This is a genomic window from Thermasporomyces composti (assembly GCF_003386795.1).
Classification (GTDB): Bacteria; Actinomycetota; Actinomycetes; order Propionibacteriales; family Actinopolymorphaceae; genus Thermasporomyces; species Thermasporomyces composti.
Map to the genome: position 1 here is coordinate 1,986,780 of NZ_QTUC01000001.1, position 15,041 is coordinate 2,001,820.

At 69.6% G+C, this 15,041-nt stretch carries 13 protein-coding genes; 5 read left to right on the forward strand and 8 right to left on the reverse strand.

Annotated elements, in window-relative coordinates; all coding sequences use genetic code 11:
* Positions 1–4: 4 nt before the first annotated feature.
* The 5 genes from DFJ64_RS08685 to DFJ64_RS08705 all read right to left on the reverse strand — a co-directional run bounded on the left by DFJ64_RS08685 (position 5) and on the right by DFJ64_RS08705 (position 3,606).
* The gene (locus tag DFJ64_RS08685) at positions 5–1,255 is read right to left on the reverse strand and encodes an MFS transporter (protein WP_115850001.1); all 1,251 of its coding nucleotides are present in this window, start codon (positions 1,253–1,255) and stop codon (positions 5–7) included.
* The gene (locus tag DFJ64_RS08690) at positions 1,252–1,782 is read right to left on the reverse strand and encodes a winged helix-turn-helix domain-containing protein (protein ID WP_115850002.1); all 531 of its coding nucleotides are present in this window, start codon (positions 1,780–1,782) and stop codon (positions 1,252–1,254) included. Before DFJ64_RS08690 ends, DFJ64_RS08685 begins: the two co-directional genes overlap by 4 nt.
* A 183-nt stretch (positions 1,783–1,965) precedes the next feature.
* The gene (locus DFJ64_RS08695; protein ID WP_170152553.1) at positions 1,966–2,406 is read right to left on the reverse strand and encodes a YbaB/EbfC family nucleoid-associated protein; all 441 of its coding nucleotides are present in this window, start codon (positions 2,404–2,406) and stop codon (positions 1,966–1,968) included.
* 31 nt (positions 2,407–2,437) lie between these two features.
* Positions 2,438–3,292, reverse strand: coding sequence for a hypothetical protein (locus DFJ64_RS08700; RefSeq protein ID WP_115850004.1), 855 nt, complete (start codon positions 3,290–3,292; stop codon positions 2,438–2,440).
* Complete coding sequence (locus DFJ64_RS08705) at positions 3,289–3,606, reverse strand: hypothetical protein (RefSeq protein WP_115850005.1); 318 nt, start codon at positions 3,604–3,606, stop codon at positions 3,289–3,291. Before DFJ64_RS08705 ends, DFJ64_RS08700 begins: the two co-directional genes overlap by 4 nt.
* A gap of 75 nt (positions 3,607–3,681) precedes the next feature.
* On the opposite strand from DFJ64_RS08705, the gene DFJ64_RS08710 reads away from it, so the two are divergent.
* On the forward strand, positions 3,682–4,905 hold the full coding sequence (locus DFJ64_RS08710) for a hypothetical protein (RefSeq protein WP_115850006.1): 1,224 nt from the start codon (positions 3,682–3,684) through the stop codon (positions 4,903–4,905).
* 55 nt (positions 4,906–4,960) lie between these two features.
* On the opposite strand, the gene DFJ64_RS08715 is transcribed toward DFJ64_RS08710, so the two are convergent.
* Positions 4,961–5,533, reverse strand: coding sequence for an OsmC family protein (locus tag DFJ64_RS08715; protein ID WP_115850007.1), 573 nt, complete (start codon positions 5,531–5,533; stop codon positions 4,961–4,963).
* Between the two features lie 554 nt (positions 5,534–6,087).
* Here DFJ64_RS08715 and DFJ64_RS08720 point away from each other — a divergent pair.
* On the forward strand, positions 6,088–9,150 hold the full coding sequence (locus DFJ64_RS08720) for an ATP-binding protein (protein ID WP_147304648.1): 3,063 nt from the start codon (positions 6,088–6,090) through the stop codon (positions 9,148–9,150).
* 28 nt (positions 9,151–9,178) lie between these two features.
* Here DFJ64_RS08720 and DFJ64_RS08725 read toward each other — a convergent pair whose 3' ends face one another.
* The gene (locus DFJ64_RS08725; protein WP_115850009.1) at positions 9,179–9,916 is read right to left on the reverse strand and encodes a GAP family protein; all 738 of its coding nucleotides are present in this window, start codon (positions 9,914–9,916) and stop codon (positions 9,179–9,181) included.
* Positions 9,917–10,200: 284 nt separating this feature from the next.
* Positions 10,201–11,001 (reverse strand): mechanosensitive ion channel family protein, encoded by an 801-nt coding sequence (locus DFJ64_RS08730; protein ID WP_115850010.1) that lies wholly within the window; start codon positions 10,999–11,001, stop codon positions 10,201–10,203.
* A gap of 430 nt (positions 11,002–11,431) precedes the next feature.
* On the opposite strand from DFJ64_RS08730, the gene DFJ64_RS08735 reads away from it, so the two are divergent.
* Genes DFJ64_RS08735 through DFJ64_RS08745 form a run of 3 tightly spaced genes read left to right on the forward strand, consistent with a single transcriptional unit; the run spans position 11,432 to position 15,028 of the window.
* The gene (locus tag DFJ64_RS08735) at positions 11,432–11,908 is read left to right on the forward strand and encodes a (2Fe-2S)-binding protein (RefSeq protein ID WP_115850011.1); all 477 of its coding nucleotides are present in this window, start codon (positions 11,432–11,434) and stop codon (positions 11,906–11,908) included.
* Entirely contained in the window at positions 11,896–14,184 is a 2,289-nt protein-coding gene (locus DFJ64_RS08740; protein ID WP_170152554.1) for a xanthine dehydrogenase family protein molybdopterin-binding subunit, read from the forward strand. Before DFJ64_RS08735 ends, DFJ64_RS08740 begins: the two co-directional genes overlap by 13 nt.
* Positions 14,162–15,028 (forward strand): FAD binding domain-containing protein, encoded by an 867-nt coding sequence (locus tag DFJ64_RS08745; RefSeq protein WP_115850013.1) that lies wholly within the window; start codon positions 14,162–14,164, stop codon positions 15,026–15,028. Before DFJ64_RS08740 ends, DFJ64_RS08745 begins: the two co-directional genes overlap by 23 nt.
* The last annotated feature ends 13 nt before the right edge of the window (positions 15,029–15,041 follow it).

Here is a 15,041-nt window from a genome sequence, read left to right on the forward strand (position 1 = left end):
ATCGTCAACCAACGGGCACCGCCGGCGCCTCCTCGGCGGCTCTCGCGTCCAGCCTGCGCAGACCACGGACCGACGGCTCGGCGAGGGTGAGCGCGACCACGATGCCGACGAGCACCCCGCTCCCCACGATCACCCGCTCGGTGCCGATGATCGACGCCAGCGGCCCGGCCACCAGCTGCCCGACCGGCATCGCGACGAAGGACCCGAGGGCATCGTACGAGGCCACCCGCGACAGCTTGTCTCGCGGAATGTGCTGCTGCAGGGACGTTTCCCACCCAATACCGAACAAGTCACTGCCGACCCCCGCCAGCACGCCGAGCAGGAGCAGCGGGACGAGCGACGGGTCAAGCCCGAGCATGACCATCAGCGGCGCCTCGAAGGCGATGCCGAGCATGCCGACGACCAAGGGCCGCTGTGGGCGCCAGCGCAGCATGACGACGGCACCGAGGACGAGACCGACGCCCGTGGCCGATTGCAGCGTCCCCCAGCCGACTCGACCGAAGCTCTGGTCGGCGATGACCGGTCCGAGCGTGTGGATCGCGCCGGCGATCGCCGCGTTGATGAACCCGAACGCCAGCACGATGACCCACACCCAGCGGCGCGCGGTGAACTCCCGCCAGCCGGCTCGCAGGTCGTGCAGCGTGGACCGGCTCGTCGACTGCTCCGCAGGCCGGTCGCCGAACCGAAGCTGGGCGATGAGGAGGGCGGCCGCCCCATACATGACGGCGTTGATGGCGAGCCCCCAGCCCGGCCCGAGGAATCCGACAATGACGCCACCGAGAACGCCGCCACCGATCAACGTGACGTTGCGGACCATCCCGTTCAACGCGTTGGCCTGCTGGAGCTCGTCGCGCGCGACGAGCTGCGGCATGATCCCCTGCAGGGCGGGGAAGCTGAACGCCGCGGCGGCGCCGTTCACCGCCTCGATGGCGGCGATCTGCCAGACGTCCGCGACGCCCGACAGCAGCAGACCGGCGGCGACCGCCTGGGTCGCCATGCAGATGACGTTCGACGTCACCAGGACGAGGTCACGGCGGAGGCGATCCGCCACGACGCCTCCGAAGAGGACGAGGAGGACCATCGGGGTCGTCCGCGAGGCGAGGACGAGACCCAACGCCGCCGGCGACGCGCTGACGTCTCGAACCGCGAACGCGACCGCGATCGGTGCGACCGCGCTCGCGAGGAGCGTGCACAGCCGCGCGGCGAGGAAGTACCGGAACACCCGGTGGCGTAGGGGTGCCAGCGATCCGCTCATCGCTTGGCCTCGTCGCTCGCCATCCGGAACAGACCCATCGTCGCGTTGACGTGGATGGTGCCCGCGGTGCGCGGTGGCTTGGCGTGCTCGTGGAGCACGGTGCTGGCCTCACGAGCGAGCTGCAGCGCCCGGTCCCAGACCTCCGGCTCGACCCAGAGCTCGGCGTCGCAGAGCATGCTGTTGCCCCACACCTCTTTCTCGGCGCGCCGGATCAGCTCGTGGGCGACCGTGAGCCAGACGAGGTACTTGCCTTCCAGATCCTCCTGGACCTCCTGCGCGGTCTTCTTCTCCACGGTGCGCCGGTAGCGGTAGCGCTTGGCCACCCCGCCTCGGATGGTCTCCTCGCCGGCCTCCTCCACAACGCCCGCCGCCGCGAGCGCGCGCAGGTGGTACGAGGCGTTGGCGTGGGAGATGCCGAGCTCGCGAGCCAGCTCAGCTGCCGACATCGCCGCGCCGGTGAGCAGGGAGAGCATCCGAAGGCGAATCGGGTGCGCCGTGGCACGCAGCTTGGAAACCCCCAAAGACATGTTGGGGACTGTAGGGGTGGAGCAGCGCGACAGTCAAGCACTTGTTGGGGGGTCTGCGATCCGCCGTCACCAGAGGCCGTGGGAAATGCCTCGAGGCGTTTCGACGCCGTGACCTTGTGCCGCGACAGCTCCACCGAGCCGCTGAGGGGCGCACGCGCCCTGAGGGAGCGAGCGAGACAGCCCTTACTCGGTCATCTTGCGCATCCGATCGAGGAGAACGTCGAGCTGATCACGCATCTGGTGGGTGTCGCGCAACACCTCGTCGACGGTGCGCTGGAACTCCGGAAGCTGATCGACGATCGCCGTCGGTTCCCCGAAGGTCTCGGAAACCAGCTGCTGCATCTGGCGTCGCGCGTCGGCGCGGGCCTCGTTGACCAACCGAGCCACTTCCGCGGCGAGGTCCTCCGAGGGCATCCGCATCACCCGCGGATCGAACCTGATCTCCTCAACGCCGTTGCCCTCGCTGTAGGTCACGATGATGCGGTCGTCCTCGCTGCGCGCGGTGCCCGTCGCCTCCGCGATCCTCTGCTGCAGCTCGGCCAGCCTCCCCAGCCGCTCCTGCTGCTCCCGCTGAAACTCTTCCGGGCTGCCGAAGAGGTCTGGTAGGTCGAAATACTCCGACACCAGTGTTCCTTTCGCCTCGCGGTGGGGTCGGCTAGAACCCGCTCAGGACGTTGACCTGGCCCTTGGTGAGCTTCTTGACGAGATCACCGAGGACCTCCACGGCCGCACCGCCAAGCACACGGAACCCCGCGCCGTCATCAAGCCGCATGCTGTCGCTGACCGCCGCTTGCAGCGTCCGAGCGCTGAGGATACCGGCGTGCACCCAGCCCACCTTCACCATGATCTCGTCCATCACCCGGATGATGGTCGGCAGCGTGCGGGCGATCGCCGTACCAGCGGTGCGGATCGACTGCGCGGCCGCGGTGGTGAACGGAATGAACACCAGCGCCCAGTACGCGATCGCCATCGCGGCGAGAATTCCCGCGATGACGGCGGCGATCGCCAGCTGTACGAAGCGAAGCACCGCCACGATCGAGGTCAGCAGCGCCGTTTCCCACGCCAGGCAGTAGGTGTTCTGGACACTGTTGCGGTAGTCGAGAAGCTGCTTCGAGTACGCCGCCTGGTCGTTCGACTCCCAGGTGGCCGGCGACACGCTGTAGTACTGCTTGTTCAGTTCCTCGAGGTAGCGCAGTCCCGCCGAGCCGGACTCGTGAATGCGCGAGCACGCCTGGAGCATCTTGCCGGTGTCGGTACGGATGAGGGCGAGGCGCGTCGGCACGTTAGTGGGGCCTACGTCGACGGCGCCGTGGACCGGCAGGTTGACAGTCTTGACCGGAACTCGCTTCTCCAACTGCGACAGCAGGATCCCGCTTTTCGCGGCGGGAATCGGCGCCAGGAGGTGCTCGGGCCAGACCGTGCAGGCGATGAGAGAGGAGACGAGCGCGACATTGCCGAGCTCGTTGCCGGACGACAGCGCTCCCGCCATGGAGTCGTAGGTGTTGCTCATACCGAGATCCCGTGCCCCCCGTATCCTTCCTCGACCGCGCGCCACCTCGTGGCGATGCGTTGGGCTGCTTCGTTGAGGGTTTGGGCGGTGCCCGTCTTCGTCCGCCACGCCTCTTCGACGTACTCGGCCGCGAAGAAGAACGCTAGGACGACGAGCAGACCGCCGCCCTGCCCCGCCGTCGTCATCAGCTCCGATGCCTGAGCCGCGTCGCGACTGGCTTGGGGCAGATGGTCATTGGCCGATTGCTCGATGTTTCGACCTAGCCGTTCAATGAACGCCCGGTCGATGACCCGCGTGCCTGGCGTCCCCGTCATAACCGGGCAGTCAGTGTGAACGCTGGCAGGTGTCGTGGGCGAGAACAGGCCCGGGTGCGCTACTAGGGTGAGGATATGAAATACACCGTCCTCCACCTGCTCACGAACCCCGCGCACGTCAACGACGCGGTACGGCTCGTCGCCCCTGACTGGGTGGGGCCTGGTGTGTTCACCGCGAGCCATCCTGGAGGCCACGCGTACCTGGTCACGATCGAGCCGACCGCGCGCACCCTCGGGGCACGGCTCGCGGCGGTGACCGGCAAACCCGCCGTCGCGGTGACGGTGGAGGACGAGCGCTGCTCCCTCTGGCTGGCGGCACCCGACGGGACCCAGCTCGGGCCGACCGAGGGCAGCGACCCGGTCACGGCGACCGCTGCGGTCGAGCTCGTCGGCCGCTGGCTCGGCGCGGCGTTCCGGTCACGTGGCGACACGGTGGCCGCGGCTCTCGCCGACCGCGCTCGCCCAGCGGTCGAGCGGCACCGGCAGGTGGCCAAGCTCTTGGACCTGGAGTACGTCGACCCGTCGACGTTCCGGTCGCGCGCCGGTGTGCTGCTCATCGACGCGCCGGCCGACGAGGTGCGTGCCCGCCTTCCGGTGGACGGTCACGGTGCCTGGGTGGTGCCTCTCGACTCCGCCCGAAGCCTGGTGGTGCCTGACGGCTCGGGGCCCATGCCGGTGCCGGCGTCCTTCGCCGGAGTCGTACGGGGGTCGAGGGCTGTCATGGTCGAGTGGGGTGACGCACCCATGCTCCGGGCGTTCGGCGGCAACGGCGAACGCCGGACCAACCTCGCGCACGCCTACACACTGGACGCCGCCCGCCTGGAGGCACGCCAGCTCGCCGCGGTACTTGGCAGGCCCGAGATCGAGGCCGCGCTGACCGACGTCCTGCGGTCGCCGGCGCAGGGCGACCGGGCCGCGCTGGCGCTGCGTGCCCTGAGCGTCGAGGGCGTGCCTGTCGGCGCGAATGTCGACCAGCTCGCCGCATGGGCGGCGACGCGGCCCGGGGCGGTGCGTGTCCCCGCCGCCGCGGGGACGACTCTCGTACTGCGCCCAGTCCTCGACGACGCGCTGCGTCAGACCTACCGCCGCCGTCGGGCGATCCGCCGGCTGCGCTGGGCCACGTTCGCGCTGATGGCGCTGTCGGGCCTGGGCGCCGTCGTCGCGTGGGATCGGGCCTGGGACGACCGCTGGCTCGTCGCCACCGGTGTCTTTCTCGTCGCCTTCGTCGTCCTGCTGGCGGTCTGGCTGCTCCTGGGCAGGCTGCTCAGGGGCGGATCGGTCGAGCCGCGCACCCCGTGAGCGCCTCGCCTGCGCGGGCGAAACGCCCTCGTGGGGTGACGGCTCGGCGCACGCGTCAGTCGGTGAGACCGACCTCCAGTCGGGTGCCGTGCGTGACCGTGTCCGCCACCGGCGACCGCTCCGTCGCCTGGCGCACCAGCTCCGCCAGCTCCTCCCGTGACGCGTCACCCTCGACGTCCATCGTCATGCGGATGGCCTGGTAGCCGGGGCGAACCTTCTCCGACATGCCGAACAAGCCCTGGGCGTCGAGGTCGCCGTCCAGCCGGGCGTCGACCTTCGTCAGCGTGATGCCCTTGCGGGCCGCCAGGAGCACCAAGGTCGTCGTCACGCAACCGGCCAGCCCGGCGAGGAGGTACTCCACCGGGTTGGCCCCGCGGTCCTGCCCGAAGATCAGCGGGTGCTCATCCTTGTCGTAGACGAAGAAGGTGGTGTCGCGACGCACGACCTCCCCACCCGCGCTGAAGTCCTTCACGAGAGCCCGGTTGTGGGTGCCCGTCACCCAGAAGTTGCTGAGCCGGAAGTTGAACCGCGCCCGCGTGGGGTCCTCGTCGATCGCCGTCATGGTCTGGGCCACCGCGTCGGTGTCCACCCCGTTGACGACCCGCTCGGCACTCGTCTGCGTCGACATGTCGCTCTCTCCTCACTTGGCACGAGGGGCCTGACGCTCGCCGCTGCCAACCGTTACAGACCACGCCTCGGCGAGCACCGAGGACAGGGAAGACCGGCCGCTTCACCCAAGTCCTTCGCCACTCCGGAGGCCACCGCCACCTCGTCACGACCGCCAGCAGTGTCAAGGACCCTGGACCCCCTCGACACCGGGACGCGTCCACCCAGTCCCCACCCACTAGGTCAGCAAAAGCCAGACAATTGGCGACATCCTTTCCTCGCTTCGTTCCTGACGATCCGCGCGGGTCGTGGCGTGCGCGGCACCGAATGAGGGACTTTCGGCCCTGCTCCGGTGGGTCAACCTTCCTGGCATGGTGTGGACTCGCGGCGTTTCACTTTCCATGACGAAGGAATGGGTGGGCTCCTCGCGACCTCGTCGACACCCATGAGGTTCGCGCCTACCCACCCTCAGACGGCGCGGGGCGCTGACGGTTCCAACGCCCATCAACACGCGCCACCTCTGACCGAGCGCGCGTGGGCGAGGGTTCGTCAGCAAGCCTGTTGGGAGGCAAAGCCGTGACGACGACACACGTCGCGCCGGAGGAGACAGCGTTAGAGCGCCTCCTGTCCGCGATGGAGGACATGCGGGACGGAAACTTCCGGCGCCGGGTGACGGTCTCCGGCAACGGCACAGTGGCGCGTCTCGCCTCGGTGTTCAACGAGATCAACGAACGCAACCAGGCTCTCGTCGGCGAGCTGATGCGCGTACGCGAGGCCGCGAAGTCGGCGACTGTCGACGGCGAGCGCGTGCGTCTGGACGAGGCACGCGGCGGGTGGAAGATCGCCGTCGACTCCGCGAACGACATCATCGACGACTTGCGGCGACCCACGACCGAGCTCACCCGGGTGCTGCGCGCGATCGCCGACGGTAACCTCTCCCAGCGCATGCCCGTTTGCTCCGCGACGGACTCGCTGGACGGAGAAGCCGACCCGTTGAGCACGATGGTCAACGAGATGCTCGACCAAGTGTCGTTGTTCGCCTCCGAGACCACGAGGGTGCTCCGTGAGGTGGGCACGCAGGGGAGGCTGGGCGTCTACGCCGACGTCCCTGGTGCTTCCGGGGTGTGGCGCGAGCTGACCGAGGCCGTCAACTACATGTCGCAGTTCCTCACCGCCCGGACGCGCAATATCGCCGAGGTGACAGCCGCGGTCGCCCGAGGAGACTTCAGCCGAAAGATCACCGTCGAAGCACACGGCGAGATGCTCGAGATGAAGAACACCATCAACACGATGGTGGACCAGCTCTCCCTCTTCGCCGAGGAGGTCACCCGGGTCGCCCGCGAGGTCGGCACCGAGGGTCGGTTGGGCGGTCAGGCGCACGTTCCAAATGTCGCCGGCACGTGGCGTCACCTCACCGAGGCGGTCAACCACCTCGCCCGAAGTCTCACCACCCAGGTGCGGGCACTCGGCAACGTCGCCACTGCTGTCGCCCAGGGTGACCTGACCCGACACGTCACCGTGGACGCCGCCGGCGAGGTCGCCGAGCTGAAGGACAACATCAACCGGATGATCGCGAACCTCCGGGACACCACACGGCGCACGAGGGAGCAGGACTGGCTGAAGACCAACCTCGCCCACGTCTCCAGCCTCATGCAGGGCCACCACGACCTGAAGTCCCTCGCGTCCCGGACCATGAGCGAGCTGACGCCCTTGCTCTCCGCTCAGTTCGGCGCCTTCTACGTGGCCCGCTCTGACCCCGACCTGGGGGTGGCGCTGGAACGGGTCGGCACGTACGCCGCTCCGCCGGAAGCCTCGGTTGACGTACCGGACGTGGCCTTCCGTTTGGGCGAGGGCCTCGTCGGTCAGGCCGCGGTGGACCAGAGAACCATCGTCTTGGAAGGCGCGTCGAACCACACGCGCATCGCCACCGGCCTGGGCACCCTCATCCCCAGCCACTCGGTCTTCGTCCCGCTGCTCTTCAAAGGCGACACGGTCGGCGTCCTCGAGTTCGCGTCGGTCACGCCCTTCGGTGAGGTCGAGCTCGATCTGCTGGAGCGGCTGAAGCAGATCATCGGTGCCAACGTGCAGACCATCGAGACCAACACCCGCACCGAGGCGCTCCTGGCGGAGTCGCAGCGTCTCACGCAGGAGCTGCGAACCCGCTCCGAGCAGCTGCAGCGTCAGCAGCAGGAGCTGCAGCGCTCCAACGCCGAGCTCGCCCAGAAGGCCGCTCTGCTGGCCAAGCAGAACCGCGACATCCAGATCAGGAACTTCACGATCAGTCGCACCAAGGCGCAAGCTCGACAGGCCTCGACGCTCGCGAAGTACAAGTCGGAGTTCCTCGCGACCATGTCGCACGAGCTGCGAACTCCGTTGAACAGCATGCTCATCCTGGCTGGCCTGTTGGCGGACAACCGCGAGGGCAACCTGACGCGGCGGCAGGTGGAGTTCGCCGAGACCATTCGCAGCTCGGGCAGCGAGCTCATGCACATGATCGACGACATCTTGGACCTCGCCAAGATGGAGGCCGGTCGGCTCGAGATCTACCCCATCGACGTGTCGATCGCCGACCTGGCGAGCTACGTCGAAACGCTCTTCCGGCCGGTCGCGGACGACCGGGGCCTGGAGTTCAGCGTCGACGTGGCACCGAACGTGCCCGCCACCCTGTACACCGACCGCAGGCGCTTGGAGCAGATCCTGCGGAACCTGCTGTCGAACGCGGTGAAGTTCACCTCGGAGGGCAGCGTCCGGCTACGGATCAGGACCGCGGAACCGAGCGAGGTCTCCAACCCCAACCTGCGGGAGGCACGAACGCGGGTGGCGTTCTCCGTCGAGGACACCGGCATCGGGGTCCCCGCGGACAAGCTGTCGGCGATCTTCGAGGCCTTCCGCCAGAGCGACGGAACGACGAGCCGGCGGTACGGCGGCACGGGTCTTGGACTGTCCATCAGCAAGGAGCTGACTCGGCTTCTGGGCGGAGAGATCCAGGTCGACAGCACACCCGACGAGGGAAGCACCTTCAGCCTGATCCTCCCGGCCGAGGGGCCCGATGGATCCTCGACGACAACCGAGAAGGACGAGTCGACGACGCACGACGACGATGCGCGCGACGACCTGTCCGTCGCCATCGTCGACGAGCAGCAGCCGGACGTCCCTCCCGACCGCGACGAGGACGCCGCTCGAGATGAGCTGGACGCCCCGCTGACCGCCTACGCCAGCGACGCGTCCCAGCGGCAGTTCCACGGCGAGAAGGTGCTCGTCGTCGACGAGGATCCGCAGTACCGCTACGCGATCTGCGCCGTCTTGGAGGAGCACCAGCTCGCGCCGATCTGCGTCGACAGCGGGCGGGCCGCCCTTCAGACGCTCCAACGGGAGCCCGACATCGGTCTGGTCATGATGGACGTCGTCATGCCGGACATGGACGGCTACGCGACGATGGCCGAGATCAGGCGCCAGCCGAGGTACGACGACCTGCCCATCCTCGTGGTCAGCGCCAGACCGATGGAGGAGGCCGCGGCGCGCAGCATTGACGCCGGTGCCACCGAGTACGTCACCAAGCCGGTCGACATCGACTGGATGCTCCAGCTGCTCGCCACTTACCTCCCGGTGGATCCCACGCCCGACCAGGAAGAGCTCTAGCGGTCGACCTCATGCGCCTCGCTCGCTGTCACGAGAACCAGCCCAGCGCGTACGCGGCGTTCACCGAGAGGTGGAAGCCGACGATCCCCAGGATCCACGCCAACGCCTCCCCGGAGTTCCGCGACAGCCACGCGTCGAGTCGGGTGAGCGTTGGGGTGATCCGCTCGTGCAGCGTCACGCGGGCGGCGAGCAGCGCCAACGCCGGCGTGACCATCACCAGGCAGTACGTGGCGAGGACCACCACGCTGCTCGACGGGGACAGGCCCGAGGAGCTGATGATGCCGATCGCGGCGAGGTAGGGCAGCATGGACGCCGCCTCGATCACCGCCGCGGACAGCGCGAGCACGACGACCCCGGTAGCCGCGCCGTCGCCGCCAGCCGCGCGCTCGCGCCAGACCTGCAGTCGGGACGGCTTCCCACCGCGTCGGGCCTGTCTGCGCTCGGCCCGCTTGCGCTTGCCTTCCTTTGTCCACGGCTCGATCGTCAAGCCGAGCACGAGGAGAATGACGCCCACGACGAGCTGGGCGATATGCCCCGGAGTGCCCTCGAAGACGCCATCGACGCGGTCGAGGACCGCCATGGCGCCAGCCATCAGCGCGACGCCCAAGAGCAGGTAGAACGTTCCGACTGTCGCGAGGAACACCAGGACGCGGTGCGCGCGCAGCCGTGGCGCCATCATCAGCCAGATGGGGATGACCAGCGTGCCGAAGCTGGTGCTGTCGATGAGCGCGAGGACGGCGAGCGGCGCGACGAGCTCAACACCCACGGAGCACCTCGCCCGACGGACGCGGCGTGGCGGCAGACAACGTCGAAGCGGCGTGACTCATGGCCCCCAGCGTGCGTCACCAGCCGATCGCCGCACCATCCGCCGAAGGTTGTGCTCGACCCAGCGGCATCCGTCGATGGATGGACACCGCTGGGTCGACTGGGCCGGCAATGCCCCGGGTCGGGTGTGGTTGCCACGCCAGACGGTCGCGGCTGCCGTACCGACGGTCACCACCGGTCCGCGACCAGGCCGGCTCGCTCCCGCGACGAGGTGCCTGGGAGGAGCTAGGGCGTCCTCGGCGGTTCACCGCCCTCCGTTCCCGGGCGCTGCCGCGGCGCGGTGTGGGCTGGGCTCGGCGTCTCCTCCCCGGGAGCGCTCCGCATGTGGGGAACCCTCTCCCGCGCCTCGCGCTCTCGCCTCGCACGCTCCCGACTCTCCTGGCTCCTGGTGTACGCGTCCTCCAGCATCCGCTGCGCGACCGCGCGTCCGCCGAGTCCGAAGGCAAGCGCGAAGCCGAGTGCGAGCGCCCCCATCGTCGCGGCAAACGCGATCTGCACGATCCCCTCGGCAATCCTCAGCTGCTGGAGGATCATGAACACGGCGATCACCATGACCAGCGCGGGAAGCACCGTCCCGGCGACCTTGCCGCTCGGCGAGTCACCCAGCAGCCGGTTCGCGGCGGCGGACACCACGCCAGCCACGATCGCCGCGACCGCGAAGATGAGAATCGCCGCGATGACGTTGGGAATGTAGGCGATCACCTGGTCCATGAATCTGGTGAGCGCACTGATCTGCAACGCGCCAATCGCCGCGACCAGGAAGAACGCGAAGATCACCCAGAAGACGACACGGCTGGTCAGGCGGGTGGCGCTGCCTCCACCCATGGCGCTCTTCATGTAGCGGTGCGTATCCGATTCCTCGATACGCCTGTCAACCTCCGCCCGCTGCATCACCTTGCGAACGCCGGCCGCCACCAGCTTGGCGACGAGATAGCCGACGACGAGCAGGACCAAGAACGCGATGAGGTTCGGAATGAACCCGATGATCTGGTTCACCACGTTCCAGAAAGTGCTGCCGATATTCATGGAAGCTCCTCCGCTTGTCGACGGTGCCGCGTGGCGGTCACGGCATGGTCGCGGACCGTTCGGCGGGTCCTCGTTCCCACACGCTCGCGCTGACCTGACCGCGGCACTACCGCCAGACGTCCCATGCGGCGGTGTCGTGGGTCACAGCGAAGGAGCGGTTCGTCGTCACCGGCAGTCACGAGCCGGTGTCCTGGAGCGACGGGACGTGACGTCCGGATCTCCGTTGCCCCCAAGGCCTCGCATCCTGGACTATTGATGCCACCGGGGGACGCGATGACCGAACCGGTTCAGCCGACTGTCGAGAGCCGTGCGTGGCTCGGTCGAGCTGTCCGGTCGACCGAGGCTTCAAACACGAAGGGCTTCAACACGAAGGGACGGTCATGACCACTGACCCGACAGGCTTCGCCGCGACCGGCCGTTGGAGCGCCTCATGACGGCTGAGGCGGCGCCGCCAGCCGCGGCCACGGAAGCCGTCCAGCTCACCCTCAACAGCCAGCGCTACGACATCGACGCCCCTGTGGGTCGAACCCTCGCGGAGGTACTCCGGGAGGACCTCGGGCTCACGGGCACCAAGGTGGCGTGCGGGGAGGGGCACTGCGGAGCATGCACCGTCCTCGTCGACGGCAAGCCCACCCTCTCCTGCATCACGCTGGTCCACAGCGTCGACGGCACCGAGATCACCACGATCGAAGGCTTGCGCGACCACCCGCTGGTCGACGCGTTCGTCCGGTGCGACGCCCTCCAGTGCGGGTTCTGCACACCGGGGCAGATCGTGTCCGCCGCCGCGCTCGTGGCGGAGAAGCCGCAACCCAGCCGTGAGGAGATCCGGCACGCGATGGCGGGGAACATCTGCCGATGCGGCGCCTACCCGAAGATCGAGGAGGCGATCCTGTCATGGCGCGGCTGATCAAGACCGAGAAGGAAGTCGAGGGCCGCTACGAGACCGTCTGGCTGGTCGTCGAGGAGGACAGCCTCGACCAGTGGCCGGCTGGTCCGCGCGACGTCGTAGGGAAACCCGCGGTCCGCAAGTCCGCCCGTGCCCGCGCCCGCGGTGAGGCGAGGTACACCGCCGACGTGCGGCTGCCGGGGATGCTGCACGCGGCCATCCTGCGCTCGCCCTACGCGCACGCTCGCGTCCGACGCATCGACTTGTCCCGGGCGCTCGCCGCACCCGGTGTCCGTGGCGCGATCGGGCCTGGCGACGCGCCCGAGCTCGACGAGGTCGCCGGCTACCACGGCGCCCCGGTCGCCGCGGTCGCCGCGGATTCCGAGCGCGAGGCCCGCGCCGCGCTCAAGCTCATCGACGTCGACTGGGAGGTCCTCGAGCCGGTCCTCGACCCCGACGAGGCGGTTCGGCGCGGGCAGCTGGTGGGTGAGCCACGGCGCGTCGAGCGAGGCGACGTCGACGCCGCCCTCGCCGAGGCCGACGTCGTGATCGAGTCCGAGTACCGCACACAGACCGTGCTGCACAACGCCTTGGAGACCCACCAGTCGGTCTGCGTGTGGGAGGGGGAGCGGCTCGTCGTCTACACCTCCACCCAGGACATCTGGGGCGTCCGGAACGCCATCGCCCGCACCCTCGACCTGCCGACGGACCAGGTGCGGGTCGTCTGCGAGTACATGGGCGGCGGCTTCGGCGCGAAGAACGAGCCCGGCCACTACACGTTCGTCGCCGCCGAGCTGGCACGGCGAACCGGTCGTCCCGTCCGCTGCGCACTCACCCGCCGGGAGGAGAACCTCGCGACCGGCAACCGCAACGCGACGATCCAGCGGCTCACGGTCGGCGCGCGGCGCGACGGCACGATCGTGGCGTTGGCCGGCGAGTTCGTGGCCAGCCTCGGCTGGGACGGCTGGATGGCGTTCACCGCCGGCCCCATGCACGGCCTCTACGCGTGCCCGAACGTCCGGACCGTCGAGTACGGCGCCAAGCTCAACACGCCGCCGATGGCGGCGTTCCGCGCGCCCGGGTTCGTCGAAGGCACGTTCGGCCTGGAGTGCCTGATCGACGAGCTGGCGGCCAAGCTCGACATGGATCCGCTGGAGCTGCGCCGGCGCAACTACGCCGACCGTGACCCGGCGACCGGTGCCCCGTACTCGGCGAACCAGCTCCTCGAGTGCTACCGGCGCGCGGAGAAGCACTGGGCGCGGCGCCACGAGGTCCGCGCACGCAGTGAGGGACCGTGGCGGCGTGGAGTCGGTCTCGCCAGCCAGATCTGGTACGGCGGAGGCGGCCCACCGGCGTACGCGTGGGTGCGGGTCGGGTCCGACGGCCGCGCCACCGTCATCACCGCCATGCAGGACATCGGGACCGGCACGCGCACCGCGATGTCGCAGATCGCGGCCGAGGAGCTCGGCTTCCCCTTGGACCGGGTGGACGTGGTGCTCGGCGACACCGACCGCGGACCCTACGCCGTCCCCGCCGCCGGCTCCTCCACGACGCCCTCGATGGGGCCGGCCGTTCGCGCCGCGGCAGCCGACGCCCGCCGCCAGATCCTCGACATCGCGGCACAGCGGTACGAGCGCCCGGCGGAGTCACTGCGGATCCGGGAGGGCCGGATCGAGGCCTCCGACGGCGAATCCTGGCCGGTCGAGGAGGTCCTCGGCCTGCTCGGCAACGCCCAGATCCTGGGCACCGGGGCCCGCGGCCCCAACCCGGCCGGCATGGCCGTCCACACGTTCGGGGTGCAGGTCGCCGAGGTGGCGGTCGACATCGAGACCGGCGAGGTCCGGGTGGAGCGACTGGCGGCCATCCACGACGTCGGACGGGTCATCAACCCGCTCGGGGCGTCGAGCCAGCTCGAGGGCGGCGTCATCCAGGGCATCGGGCACACCCTGTCGGAGGAGCGGCTCGTCGACCCGACGAGTGGCCAGGTCCTCACCCAGACCCTCGACGCCTACCGGATGCCGACGATCGCCGACGTTCCCGAGATCGTCACCGAGCTCGTCGACGTCCCCGACCCCAACCTCACCAGCCTCGGCGCGAAGGGCCTGGGCGAGCCGCCGATCATCCCTGTCGCGGCCGCGATCGCCAACGCCATCCGCGACGCGACGGGCGCGGCCGTCCACGAGCTGCCGATCGACCGCGAGGAGATCCTCCGGGCACTCCGCGAAGCGGCCGACCGGCGAGCGGGAGCCCTCGGCGAAGGAGCGAAGGAGCGCCATGAGACTCCGGCGACTGTCTAGCCTGTCCGAGCCCGCGCTCGCCGAGGCGGGACTCGGCAACGGCTCGGTGCCGCTGGCGGGCGGCACCGACCTCGTCCCGCTGCTGCGTGACGGGCTGCTCACCGCCGACACCCTCGTCGACGTGCGTCCCGTGGTGCCACGTGGCGTGACGCCGTACGACGGCGGCGTCCGCATCGGGGCCGGCACCACACTCGCGGAGCTGGAGCACGCGGCCGAGGACGCCGTTCCGGCCGCGTTGCGGGAGGCGTGCCGGCTCGCGGCGTCCCCGCAGGTTCGAGCCATGGGTTCGATCGGCGGCAACCTGCTGCAGGCCACCCGCTGCTGGTACTGGCGGCTGGGTCACGCCTGCTGGCTGGCCGGCGGTGAGCGGTGCCTGGCTCGGGACGGCCGCAGCGACGAGCACGCCATCTTCGGCAACGCCCACTGCGGCTCGGCGCACCCGTCCGACATCGCCGCGGCGCTGCTGGCGCTGGGGACCACGGTGCGGACGACGCGACGCGAGCTGCCGCTGGCCGAGCTGTACCGCCTGGCGACGGAGGACGACCGGAGCGTCACGACGCTCGAACGCGGTGAGCTCCTCCTCGAGCTCGACGTGCCGAGGCCCGACGCCAGCACCTACCTGAAGGCGATGGACCGCAAGCGGTACGCCTTCCCGATCGTCGGGGTCGCGGCGGCGCGGTTCGGCGGGGACGTGCGTGTCGCGCTGGCCGGCGTGGCGCCGATCCCGTGGTCCCTCGACACCGACGCGGGGCTGACCGACGCGACACCGCTGCCGGGCTCGGCGTTCAAGGTGCAGGTGGCGGAGGCGCTGGTGCGGCGGGCGCGCGAGGCGGTCACCGGCTGACGCGCCGCGCGCC

What these genes read in the sequence shown, in the direction of transcription:
- DFJ64_RS08685 (WP_115850001.1), bottom strand. Translation starts at nt 1,255, where the DNA reads ATGAGCGGATCGCTGGCACCCCTACGCCACCGGGTGTTCCGGTACTTC.
- DFJ64_RS08690 (WP_115850002.1), bottom strand. Translation starts at nt 1,782, where the DNA reads ATGTCTTTGGGGGTTTCCAAGCTGCGTGCCACGGCGCACCCGATTCGC.
- DFJ64_RS08700 (WP_115850004.1), bottom strand. Translation starts at nt 3,292, where the DNA reads ATGAGCAACACCTACGACTCCATGGCGGGAGCGCTGTCGTCCGGCAAC.
- DFJ64_RS08705 (WP_115850005.1), bottom strand. Translation starts at nt 3,606, where the DNA reads ATGACGGGGACGCCAGGCACGCGGGTCATCGACCGGGCGTTCATTGAA.
- DFJ64_RS08710 (WP_115850006.1), top strand. Translation starts at nt 3,682, where the DNA reads ATGAAATACACCGTCCTCCACCTGCTCACGAACCCCGCGCACGTCAAC.
- DFJ64_RS08715 (WP_115850007.1), bottom strand. Translation starts at nt 5,533, where the DNA reads ATGTCGACGCAGACGAGTGCCGAGCGGGTCGTCAACGGGGTGGACACC.
- DFJ64_RS08730 (WP_115850010.1), bottom strand. Translation starts at nt 11,001, where the DNA reads ATGAATATCGGCAGCACTTTCTGGAACGTGGTGAACCAGATCATCGGG.
- DFJ64_RS08735 (WP_115850011.1), top strand. Translation starts at nt 11,432, where the DNA reads ATGACGGCTGAGGCGGCGCCGCCAGCCGCGGCCACGGAAGCCGTCCAG.
- DFJ64_RS08740 (WP_170152554.1), top strand. Translation starts at nt 11,896, where the DNA reads ATGGCGCGGCTGATCAAGACCGAGAAGGAAGTCGAGGGCCGCTACGAG.
- DFJ64_RS08745 (WP_115850013.1), top strand. Translation starts at nt 14,162, where the DNA reads ATGAGACTCCGGCGACTGTCTAGCCTGTCCGAGCCCGCGCTCGCCGAG.